This window comes from Vibrio rotiferianus CAIM 577 = LMG 21460, assembly GCF_002741985.1.
GTDB lineage: Bacteria > Pseudomonadota > Gammaproteobacteria > Enterobacterales > Vibrionaceae > Vibrio > Vibrio rotiferianus.
Map to the genome: position 1 here is coordinate 88545 of NZ_APHW01000020.1, position 11068 is coordinate 99612.

Below are 11068 nucleotides of genomic sequence, written 5' to 3' on the forward strand. Positions count from 1 at the left end.
ACTCAGTTCTACTTCATCAAATTTCCATAAAAGAACTCACTCAGTGCCTGATAATGCTCTTCAGATTCAGGGGTACCAAAAGCTACAGCGTAATCGGCATGAGATTGACCTTCATAGACATTAAGTTCCGCTTCACCCCCTGCACGCTTAAGCTCGCGATGCACTCGTACAGTATCACTCAATAACAAATCGCGCGTGCCAGTGATCAAATAAGTTGGCGGAAAGTTCTCAAAGCTGCCGTTAATTGGCGATACGATAGGATCTGTTAGTTCTAGCTCACCCACATAGACATTGACTAACTCAGAAGACATTCCACGCCAGCTACCTAAAATATGGTCTAGTCCTTCATTGATATAACGGCTGTCTCCAGTCATCGTCATATCAACCCCCGGCGTCCCCACGTAGAGTGCCGCTGGCACAGGTAAAACCTTCCTATTGAGCTCTTGTGTAACCGCTAACGTTAAAGCACCGCCAGCAGAAGTCCCCCCCCATAACCATGGAGTCTGCTGTTCGTGTTTCTAGTAACTCATTCCACACCATAACAATATCATTACGGCTTGCTGGTGCAGGTGCATCTATCGATTTAGTGTAATCGATGGCTAGTGCTGGAATTTGCATCTTAGCAGCGATGATAGAGGCTTCTGAGGTTGATGCTAGACCACTATTCAACATATAGGCACCGCCCTGAACCGCGACATAGAGCTTGTCTTTTAGCTCTGGCGCTATCGTCTTTGGCGTGACCCAATACACATCAACACCACCAATAGAATCTTTTTCAATGGTTACCTCTAACATCTTAGCTAACGATCCTGCACGTTCGATGGCCGGCGTGTCACGTGCATCAACGAAAGCGCGCCACTCGCTTTCTGTTTTGGGTAAGTTTTTCTGCAATGCCGCTACATTCGCTGCCGGAAAGTTTTTCGAAAACTCATAAAACTCAGGGCTAACGGCTGTTGTTAAAGGTACTGGCTGTGAAGAAAGTGATAATGCCTCTTTACCTGTATTAGCCATGACGCCAGCACTTAAAAAACTTGTTGCTATAAAAGAAAGGAAGAGATTACGTGGTTTCATTTTGTCACCTATACAGTTTGATACAAAAGCACTCCTTGCCGCGATGGAAGTACGATAAACAAACCGATTTGCTAAGTGTATGAATTAGAGAAATTCATTTTTACAACCCACTACAAATAAAGTGAACTTAAAGACTTCACAGCCACAGGTTGCCTGCTAGGATTAAACTAAGGACGATAGGGAGAGTTAACTATTAACATCAAAGATTTAGATCTTAATTTACTTCGAATACTACGAGCGTTAGTTGAAACTCAAAGTACTCACGCAGCAGCGATAAAACTAGGCATATCACAAGCCAGTGTCAGTCGTGCTTTGATGAAGCTAAAAGAGTGTTTCGGAGAACAGCTGTTCATTCGCAAAGCTCACGGCGTTGAGCCTTCTGAGCTAGCCGTAATGTTGGCAGATGCTTCAGTAGAAATGCTGCATCCGGTCGAAAAGGTGATTGAAGACTACTCTACTTTTGATCCAAAAAAGTATGCCGGAAAAATCAGCATATTGATCAATACTTTTTTGCTCGAGTTCTTTGGCCCACGTCTAATTCTTGCTTTACGAACCAGCTTACCTAGCGCGAGTTTCAATATTTCTCAATGGCAAAAAGACTCTCTCTATGATGTATTACAAGGTGGCGTTGACTATGTAATTCAATTTGAGTCTTACTCCATGCCTCAAGATGTGTTCTGCCGAAACTTGGCCAAAATTGAGAATGTTATATTGGCTAAAAAGAACCACCCAATTCTATCCAAGGGTAGTGATTGGGGATCGATTCACCCATTGCCAATAGTCAGGCTCTATCTCGATGGTATTAACCCAAGAAAAGGAATCCTTGAACACCTGTATGAAAGACAGGGCTACCAAGCAAACTTCTTGCTGACTACACACAGTGTCAGGACAGCGGTTGAATTGGTCAAAAATAGCAACGCGATCATGTACTCGAGCAGCTTCGTAAAACAAATTGCACCTGAGATTGAATGCTACTCTCTACCACCCAATATCCAACAACATAATGTTCTCGACATTAATGGCTCTTATCTACAAACACGGCGTGGCAGCCCGTTCAGCCAATATCTCCATCAAACTATCCAATCCTTTTTTGATGAAACCTTATTAACCCAGTGAGCGTAGCATGAGAAAGAAACTCCAAGATCTCGATTTGAACTTATTAAAGCTTTTAAAAGCTGTAGTAGAGACTCGTAACACGCATGCTGCTGCTGACAGATTAGGAATCTCACAAACAAGCGTCAGCCGTGGACTTTCAAAACTTCGTGATGTATTCGGAGAGCAGCTCTTTATCCGCAAAGCACATGGTGTTGAGCCATCAGAGCTTGCCGAGAAGTTAGCTGAAGCAAGTGATCAGATGTTCACACCACTAATGAAAGTGGTAGAGTCTTACCAGAGCTTTGACCCTATAGAGTTTAATGGCCAGATTAAAATCGCCATGAATATCTTTTTCTTAGAGCTACACGGTGAGGGCATTTTTAATGCTCTGAGCAATACCTTTCCCAACGCTAATTTCAGCTTGGTTTATTGGCAGGAACAGTCATTATCTGAGGTTTTAAATGGCAGTATTGACTATCTAATTCACTTTGAAGGCTATCCTTTACCGCAAGAGATTTACAGCCATACACTCGAAGAAGTAGATCTTTGCTTAGTCGCACGTAAAGATCACCCAGTGTTGAGAAAAAGTTCTGACTGGGAATCAATCTATCATTTACCATTAGCCCGAGTGATCATCGATGGTATCAACTCCAAACGTTCACCTGTAGAAGAGATCTATATAGCCAAAGGCTTTCAGCCGCGAGTATCGTTGGTTACCCACAGCATTCGGGTGCTTACCAACAAATTAAGTACATCAGATGCGATAATGTACGGTAGCAAGTATATGAGTTTACTTGACGAACGCCTGACAAGTTACCCACTACCCGAGCTCCCAGTACAGATGAGGAAGATTAAAATCTGTGGTGGCTACCTGCAAACAAAGCGTGGCTACCCACTTAATCAGCATCTACACCAAGTTATCCAGTCATATTTTGATGAGCTAGTCACTGCCATTGTCACTTAATGAATCAGAAAATTCAGAAATGCATTTCTCTAATTCATAGCAAGGAAAAATAACTCGCTATAAGCTTCTCATCAACTTAAGGAATTATTGCTATAGGAAAGGCTTAACTTATGTTGATGAGAACGACCAATGAACAAAACACTACTTTCTGTATTCTCACTATTACCAATTTCTATCGCTTCAGCTAGTGCATTTGACTCTTCACGTTTCACTGGTGAAATCTCTTTAAACTCTGGTTTTAGCACAACGAACTCAAACCTAGATACCAATGGCTCTGAACAAATTAACCACTTAGGTAAAGGTGGTAGCTCTAGCAGTGCATTTATTGCTCCTCTGGGCAACCTTTACTACGCGCTTAACGAGCAAAATAACCAGCGCCTATATCTTGGTACTTCTCGCGATGATTTGGCCGTTGGTACGCTCGCATTTGAGCTTGGGTATCAATATGACTTCCTAAATGGCACCAAACTCGACATCGGTTATCTTCCTACCGTTCTCGCCGATGAAGTATGGACGAATCCATACCTAACTGAACAAGAAAGGGAAACAACCGATCGTCAAGGCAACGCATATCGATTGAAGCTCTCTAATCTGTGGAACAGCGGAGTGTCATTTGATATGGCGTATGCGACTGCTGAGATTGACAATGAAGGAATTAATCACGCGGAATTATTACGAGATAGTGAAACCTATTACATAAAAGGTCAGTACCGCACAATGCTTAACGCCAACTCAGGCTACATTACCGCTTTTAGCTACACTGACCATGACGCTGATGGTAGCGCTGCATCGTTTAACGCCTATAAGGGGGAACTAAGTTATTTCTACCTAACAAGCAACTATAAGCTAGCGCTAACAGGAAGCTATACACTACGAGACTTTTCAGCAGAAAACCCTGTTTTCTCCAAAACGCGAAGTGATGATGTGTACCGACTATTTCTCGCTTACGAGTATAGCAATATCTCAGGTTGGGATAACTGGAGTGTCACATCATTTGTTGGCGGTACTATCAATGATTCAAACATCGACTTCTATAGTAGCGATAGCTTACTGATGTCTATTGGTATGAACTACAAGTTCTAATATTTCTTATGTTCGGGTCCATCAATCTGATGGGCCTAAAGACTATTCCAACAAACAGCAAACAAATCCCGCCGACCATAAATACAAATTAATTCAATTTCCTGTTGTTAGAATATTATTTATTTTGGCTGATCTATTAATTGACGGACGTTCCATATGAGATTGCATAGCTTTTGAGTTTCTAAATCACATAGGATATTTAACAGAGAAGAACCCACTCCTTCCCTTTTCCCATACTTTCAACGATACTCTTGCGCCTTATTGTTCAGTTGGAAAACTTCATGCCTCAAGCTAACTCCGTTGTCGTACTCGACTTTGAAACCACAGGTCTGTCTCCGAATATGGGGGATCGCGCAATAGAAATCGGTGCGGTTAAGATCGTTGATGGTGAGGTGGTCGATAGTTTTCAACAACTTATGAATCCTGGCTTTCGTGTGAGCTCATTTATTGAGGGCTACACAGGCATTACCAATAACATGCTGCGTACCGCGCCGAGCTGCGATGAAGTGATGGCTTCGTTCAGTGAGTTTATTGCGGGTGAGAATCTTATCGCGCACAACGCGTCTTTTGATAAGCGCTTTCTGGATGCGGAACTGGAGCGAATCGACTGCGGTTACTCTGGCGAGTTCGCGTGTTCTCTATTGGTGGCAAGACGCCTGATTCAAGATGCGCCGTCACACAAGTTGGGTGAGTTGGTTCGTTACAAAAACATCGAAAACGACGGTGTATTCCACCGCGCGTTAGCTGATGCACAGGTAACGGCAAAACTGTGGTTGTTGATGGTAAAAGAGCTTGAGCAATCCGGTATTGCAGCGCCAAGCTTCAAGTTTATGCAGACGGTAAGTAAGACAGCAAAAGGAAAAGTGGATCAGCTACTGGCTAAAAACCGCGCTTAGTTCGACTTCTTGGTGTATGCCCCTACTTGCCTCCATTTAGTCCATTCTGATACTGCCCTATTGGACAGACAAATTTTGATAACGCTTGATAACGACATTGAGATTTTCGTCTTGTTATCAAGCGTTCATCTTATATGATTCAAACTCACTTAAGCAGATTGGAACCTGCTCATGTAGTATTGAATAAGTGCCTTACTTATTCGCCAACATGCGTTTTTCAACGGTTGCAAGTGCATCCTCAATCGATTGTCTGTCCGTAAGTACATCCGCAATTGCAGCTTGTTGACCAAACCAGAATGGCATCATTTGAGGGATGTTAGGCATTACCTCACCTTGAATCGCATTCTCATAGGTTGCGGCCACTCTAAAGTCTTTCTTCAGTTCTTCATTGAATGATTTCAATGCAGGTACACCAATGGGTTTGTCGTTATTCATGTAGCGAAGACCATCGTTGGTCAGAAGGTAGCTTTCGATAAACTCTCTTGCCAAATCTTCATTTGGTGTGGCAGAACTAATGCCGGCGGTCAGAACCCCCACAAATGGCTTGGATGGGTTACCGTTGAGTTTGGGAAGGACAGCCAACCCATAGTTCGTTCCGTTTTTGTCCAAGTTAGCCCATGCCCAAGGGCCATTGATCGTCATAGCTACCTTGCCTTGATTGAAGGCAGACTCAGCATTAGCATAATCGGCATCAGCGATGATGATCTTGTTATCGACGAGCTCTTTCAAAAATGCCATCGACTTATGAGCACCTTTGTTGTTTACCCCTACATCTTTTGCATTGTAGCCTTTGTCATTTATACCAAACGCATAAGCACCATTAGTGGTTAACAATGGCCAAGTAAAGAACGGAGATTTAATATCCCACATAATGGCTTTCTTGCCTTGTTTGGATAGCTCTTTATCTAGGGCGTAAACATCTTCCCAGTTCTCAATTGGCTCTGAAATAATGTCTTTGTTATAAATGAGTGAAAGCGTTTCCGCCGAAATCGGGTATCCGAAATACTTACCATTGAAGTTCATTGCACTCCAAGTAAAGGCTTCAAATTTACTTTTGTATTCCTCGCTAGGCTTAACTTCACGAACAAGGCCAGCTTGAGCGTAACCACCAAATCGATCGTGGGCAAAGATCATGATGTCTGGCCCCTGACCAACCGCAGCACGACTCTCGTATTTCACTTCTAGTTTGTCAGGGTATTCCACAACTAAGTTAATACCCGTTTCTTCAGTGAATTTCTTACCAATTTCGATAATGCCGTTGTAGCCTTTGTCACTCGGCACCCACACTGTAATTGTGTCTTCTGAGAAAGCGACAGCGTTTGAAGAAGTTATTGCCAATAATGTAGCGATACTAAGCGCTTTTAGTTTGTTCATTGTTTCACCTTATTATTACTGTTGTTCAACCACTGCTTTAAATCCATAAGGTTCCAAAGTAATGACTGTTTTATTTAACGTAACTGCAGCTTGTTTCGATGAAAAATTAATGCAAATAATGACTTTGTTGTTTTCTTTTTCACGAGAAAAAACAATAACTTCACCGTTTGAAGCTTCTAGAATCTCTGGTACAGAACCGTATTGGCCGTTCCATAATGCTGGGTTGTTTTTCTTTAGGAAAAACAGTTCTTTGATTAGCGGTGTAAAGGCGAATGTCTTCCAATCGATGGTATCTTTTTCGAAAAAAGCGAGCTTTTTGCCTAATCCCGACTCTTGCCCGTTATAGATCAATGGCATGCCGTGGAATGTCATCGTCAGCGCCAAATACGCTTTCAATGCATCGCCGAAGATTTTCACATCGCACTCATCCCAGGAATTTTTGTCATGATTGGTAGTAAAAGCCATACGATAGGCGTCATATGGGTAACGAGACACCTCTTTTGATAGGTACTCTTGGAAGGATGTGATGATCGGTTTACCGGCAGCCACCGATTTCATCACGTCGTAGAAATCCCAGTTATAAGTCATATCAAACGACTTTTCATGTAGCTCCACCGTTGACCATTCAGCAAGCATGAAGACTGGCTTAATTTCATCCAACGTTGCTCTTACGCGCTCCCAAAATGGGGTTGGAACAAGACCCGCGACATCACAGCGATACCCATCAATGTTAGCCTCTTGAATCCAATACTTAAGAGCGTTTTCCATTTCGTCCCAGAGTGGCTTCTGAGTGTAATCGAAGCCCACGACATCATCCCAATACTCAAGCTCTTCACCGTGATCATAGACATACGAATGGATCTCTCCTTGGGCATTCTTTAGGTACCATTCAGGATGCTCAGTAACCCAACGGTTATCCCAAGATGAATGGTTAGCGACCCAATCCATAATGATGTACATTCCTAACTCATGAACGGCATCCACTAGAACTTTGAAATCATCTAAAGTGCCATGCGTTGGACAAACTCCATAATAATCTTTTACAGAATATGGGCTTCCCAAGCTCCCCTTACGCTCTTTTTCACCAATAGGATGAATGGGCATTAGCCATATAATATCTACACCCAACTCTTTCAGACGCGGAAGGTCTTGTCTAAATGACTGAATGTCTCCTGCTTCTGAATATTGTCTAAGGTTGACCTGGTAAATATTGGCCGATTTTGACCACTCAGGATGCTGAAAGCTTGTATTTACAGTTGCCAATTTAACTCTCCGTGTAAACGTTAAAATTTTTATCGTTGCTGTGTCGAACTACGTCTAATGAGCTCGACGGGTAATATGGTTTGAAGCTCTTCGATCGGTTTACCATCAAGCAGAGATTTCATTTTTTCTGCTAATGGCTTTGAAGAGCCATTAATTGGAGACAATGTCACTGTGAGCGGAGGATTGAATTTGGCGCTGTTAAGGTGAGCTAGCACGTCATCATGTGCAACGACAGATATGTCTTTTCCAACTTCCAGTCCGCTTTGTTTAATTGCTTGATAGCATCCCAAGGCCAAGCTGACACTTGAGCATACGATTGCCGTCGGAATGAAATGATTGTTGGGGTTAAGCAGTGCCATTGTGGCTTCAAAACCTTCATGTTCAACAACGGATACGTTGACAACCTTGCTTTCAATATTTGCGACTCTTCTTTCAAAAGCCGCTTGACGCTGCTGAGCAAACGCTAAATGTGTTGGTGCGTTTATGAACGCGATCTTCTCGTGACCAAGCTCTATGAGATGGTCCACTGCAAGTGTGGCGACTTGTTCATTATCAATATCGTAAAAAGCATAGTTAGGGTTAGCCTCTGAGCGACCATGAACAACAAACGGGTAGTTTTTTTCCAGTAAATATTTGATTCGCGGATCATCAACTTCTGGTGCTTTTAAAATCAAACCGTCAACCGTTTTTTTGGAGACAAATTGTTTAATGGTAGAGAGCGCGTCGCCTTTCACAGAAGAACCGATGAGTAGATGGTGATTTAATTCCGCAAGGTAAGAACTGATCGAGGCAAGCTCTTCAACATAGGTTGGAGCATCGACTAGTTCGTTCGTTGATTTCAAAATCATTCCAATCATCCCAGAACGGCCAGTAGCCAGTTGTTTTGCACTTGCGTTTGCTGAGTAGCCAAGCTCTTTAGCTGCTTTAAGAACGCGTTCACGAGTTTTCGCTCCTACTTCAGGGTAACCATTTAGAGCTCGACTTACTGTCGCCTTTGATAACTTAAGATGTTCGGAAAGTGTTTTGATAGTCGTCATCATTTTCGCCAAATATTTAAACCGGTTTAAATTTAGAGCTAAGAACAATTTAGGACAATAAGAACAATCACTTATTGTGACCGCCACCTCTAACTGCGCAAGAAATTTAAACCGGTTTAATTTGTAGGTATTCGAACAAAAATGATTAGCCGATAGTTAGGCGACAATTTATGAACTTTGCGATAAGGATAGAAAGAAAGGGTTAAGCAATTCTGATTTAACCAACCAAAATTGCTTCTTGTTTAGAGCTATTTATTAGAGGAACTCAAGTCTGTAGAAAGACCTTAAGTCGGAACTCTATCTGAAATCACCTTGCCATCTTTGATGGTGATGATGCGTTTAGTGCGCTCTGCTAGGGCGTTATCGTGCGTCACGATGATCAAGGTTCTGCCTTCGGCGTGGAGTTGATTGAACAAGGCTTCAATCTCTGCGCCGGATTTCGAATCCAATGCCCCTGTTGGTTCATCCGCTAAGATGATTTGCGGATCGTTGACCAAGGCTCTTGCAATCGCGACCCTCTGTTTTTGACCGCCAGAAAGCTGGTTTGGTTTGTGGTCGAGACGGTCTCCTAGCCCCACTTGTTCTAACAACTTCGCGGCACGTTGACGGCGCTCTTTGGCTTTGATACCAGAGTAAACCAATGGCAGCGCCACGTTATCCAATGCTGTCGCGTATTCCAACAAGTTAAAGCTTTGGAAGACAAACCCTATCTTTTGGTTGCGAATACCCGCTAGCTCGTTCGCGCTTAGACTTGCCACGTTTTGACCACCCAGTTGGTACTCACCATCGGTCGGTTTATCTAAGCAGCCGAGCATGTTCATCAATGTGGATTTACCCGAACCAGACGGGCCAAGAATCGAAAGAAACTCACCTTGATTGATGGTTAAGTCAACACCGTCTAGCGCGCGCACTTCCGCCTCTCCGCTTGAGTAGTATTTGCAGATGTTAGTTAGCTCAACAAGTGGTTTGTTCGACATCTTCTCTCCAGAATTCTTATTATTATTCACTTTGTAGTGCCTCCAACGGGCTCACTTTAGCAGCTCGGTTTGCAGGCAACCAAGCGGATGCAACACCGATGATCACTAAGGTGGTAATCACAATCGCGACCACAATCCATGACAGCTCTGGGACAGGTTTGCCAAGGTGCTCATAGAATACGTTGCCTTCTAGGTTGATGGCGCTGATTGCCGATACCAATGCGTAAGTCACCCCTAACCCCAACACGCCACCTAACATCATGGTCATCAGTGATTGCACCAAGTAGTGCAAGCGAATCGCCGTTGGCGTAGCACCGACCGCCATTCGCACGCCGATGTCTCGGGTTGAACGCTTCACGGTTGCGTACATAACGTTGGCGATCCCCACACCCGCTACGGCAAGCGTGACAAAACCGATGATGCCAAGGAAACTTTGCAGGCCAATCAAAAACTGCTGCATGCTTTTCTGTTTGAGGAACATGTCTTCCACTTGCACCACTTGCTCATCACTTACACTAGCGCCATGTTTGCGAGCTATGACTTGGCGAATGGTATCTGCGAGCTTTTTGCGGTCAGTGTTAGCTTGTGGCTCGACGTTGATGCCACCAATATCGCCGTTAGTATGAAAGCGCTGCCACGTTGCTAACGGTACAAAGCTGGAGTAGTTGATTTGGTCGCCCTGCTCAATCTCGGCGCTGCTTTTCTTCAATACACCAATCACGGTGAATTCTTCGCTGCCAATCTTGACCTTCTCCCCCACGGGATCGGTTTGCAGTGTCACTGGTGCGAACCAGTTAAAATCATCGACAGGGTTGAACAAGTCTGCCGCGAGCGAATAGCCTAATACGACCACTTTGCGCATCTGCTTTTGGTCGAGTGGATTTAACCAACGTCCGCCATCCATTGGCGTTAGATTGGTCATTGATGCAAAATCTGTGGTGACGGCTAATGGTTCTTGCCATGAACCTCGGTCGCCGACGGTAATGCGCTCATTCCAAATAGCGGTGGGTGCAACGTTCTTTACTTCTGGAAGGGCTTTGACCACATCGGTATCGTCGACTTTTAAGGTTAAGAACTTGCCTTGGTGAAAAGCGCCATAATCGACCGTCGCCATACCACCCGTTAGGTAAATCAGGTTCCCATTACCATTTTGCGCGGTTCTTAATACCCCCTGACGAATGCCCTCGCCCACGGCCAGCATTGCCGCGATACATAAGGTCGCCCATGCCACAGCAAGAATGGTTAAGCCTAAACGAAGCTTTTCTGCCGCCATTTCCTGAAAGATTTGTCTCATTGGTAGCAACATGA

At 43.8% G+C, this 11068-nt stretch carries 10 protein-coding genes and 1 pseudogene; 4 read left to right on the forward strand and 7 right to left on the reverse strand.

What is annotated here, in order from left to right; genetic code table 11:
• Nucleotides 1-8 precede the first annotated feature (8 nt).
• Together B853_RS09205 and B853_RS09210 are read right to left on the reverse strand one after the other, a co-directional pair.
• A pseudogene (locus tag B853_RS09205) lies at nt 9-428 on the reverse strand (alpha/beta hydrolase fold domain-containing protein); the annotation flags it as partial.
• A gap of 4 nt (nt 429-432) precedes the next feature.
• Nucleotides 433-1071: a hypothetical protein gene (locus tag B853_RS09210; protein ID WP_128826865.1), complete on the reverse strand. Its 639-nt coding sequence runs from the start codon at nt 1069-1071 to the stop codon at nt 433-435.
• A 198-nt stretch (nt 1072-1269) separates the two neighbouring features.
• On the opposite strand from B853_RS09210, the gene B853_RS09215 reads away from it, so the two are divergent.
• The 4 genes from B853_RS09215 (at nt 1270) to B853_RS09230 (ending at nt 5109) form a co-directional block, all read left to right on the forward strand.
• A complete protein-coding gene (locus B853_RS09215) occupies nt 1270-2187 on the forward strand; it encodes a LysR family transcriptional regulator (protein WP_265101999.1) in 918 nt (305 codons plus the stop codon).
• A gap of 7 nt (nt 2188-2194) precedes the next feature.
• A complete protein-coding gene (locus B853_RS09220) occupies nt 2195-3130 on the forward strand; it encodes a LysR family transcriptional regulator (RefSeq protein WP_038885064.1) in 936 nt (311 codons plus the stop codon).
• A 129-nt stretch (nt 3131-3259) separates the two neighbouring features.
• Entirely contained in the window at nt 3260-4213 is a 954-nt protein-coding gene (locus B853_RS09225; RefSeq protein ID WP_038885065.1) for a DUF2860 family protein, read from the forward strand.
• 281 nt (nt 4214-4494) lie between these two features.
• Nucleotides 4495-5109 carry a 3'-5' exonuclease gene (locus tag B853_RS09230; protein ID WP_038885066.1) on the forward strand — a complete coding sequence of 205 codons (615 nt, stop codon included), beginning with the start codon at nt 4495-4497 and terminating at the stop codon, nt 5107-5109.
• A 192-nt stretch (nt 5110-5301) separates the two neighbouring features.
• Here B853_RS09230 and malE read toward each other — a convergent pair whose 3' ends face one another.
• The 5 genes from malE to B853_RS09255 all read right to left on the reverse strand — a co-directional run bounded on the left by malE (nt 5302) and on the right by B853_RS09255 (nt 11066).
• Nucleotides 5302-6483 (reverse strand): maltose/maltodextrin ABC transporter substrate-binding protein MalE, encoded by a 1182-nt coding sequence (malE, locus tag B853_RS09235; protein WP_038885067.1) that lies wholly within the window; start codon nt 6481-6483, stop codon nt 5302-5304.
• 15 nt (nt 6484-6498) lie between these two features.
• Nucleotides 6499-7746 carry an alpha-amylase family glycosyl hydrolase gene (locus B853_RS09240; RefSeq protein ID WP_050568966.1) on the reverse strand — a complete coding sequence of 416 codons (1248 nt, stop codon included), beginning with the start codon at nt 7744-7746 and terminating at the stop codon, nt 6499-6501.
• A 29-nt stretch (nt 7747-7775) separates the two neighbouring features.
• Nucleotides 7776-8786, reverse strand: a complete 1011-nt coding sequence (locus B853_RS09245) for a substrate-binding domain-containing protein (protein WP_081641190.1) — start codon at nt 8784-8786, stop codon at nt 7776-7778.
• A 281-nt stretch (nt 8787-9067) separates the two neighbouring features.
• Nucleotides 9068-9760, reverse strand: a complete 693-nt coding sequence (locus B853_RS09250; protein ID WP_038885069.1) for an ABC transporter ATP-binding protein — start codon at nt 9758-9760, stop codon at nt 9068-9070.
• Nucleotides 9761-9782: 22 nt separating this feature from the next.
• Nucleotides 9783-11066 (reverse strand): ABC transporter permease, encoded by a 1284-nt coding sequence (locus tag B853_RS09255; RefSeq protein ID WP_038885071.1) that lies wholly within the window; start codon nt 11064-11066, stop codon nt 9783-9785.
• Nucleotides 11067-11068 lie beyond the last annotated feature (2 nt).

Bases quoted from the DNA above. Each gene is read 5' to 3' on its own strand.
- B853_RS09210 (WP_128826865.1), bottom strand. From the start codon at position 1,071: ATGAAACCACGTAATCTCTTCCTTTCTTTTATAGCAACAAGTTTTTTA.
- B853_RS09220 (WP_038885064.1), top strand. From the start codon at position 2,195: ATGAGAAAGAAACTCCAAGATCTCGATTTGAACTTATTAAAGCTTTTA.
- B853_RS09225 (WP_038885065.1), top strand. From the start codon at position 3,260: ATGAACAAAACACTACTTTCTGTATTCTCACTATTACCAATTTCTATC.
- B853_RS09230 (WP_038885066.1), top strand. From the start codon at position 4,495: ATGCCTCAAGCTAACTCCGTTGTCGTACTCGACTTTGAAACCACAGGT.
- malE (WP_038885067.1), bottom strand. From the start codon at position 6,483: ATGAACAAACTAAAAGCGCTTAGTATCGCTACATTATTGGCAATAACT.
- B853_RS09245 (WP_081641190.1), bottom strand. From the start codon at position 8,786: ATGATGACGACTATCAAAACACTTTCCGAACATCTTAAGTTATCAAAG.
- B853_RS09250 (WP_038885069.1), bottom strand. From the start codon at position 9,760: ATGTCGAACAAACCACTTGTTGAGCTAACTAACATCTGCAAATACTAC.
- B853_RS09255 (WP_038885071.1), bottom strand. From the start codon at position 11,066: ATGTTGCTACCAATGAGACAAATCTTTCAGGAAATGGCGGCAGAAAAG.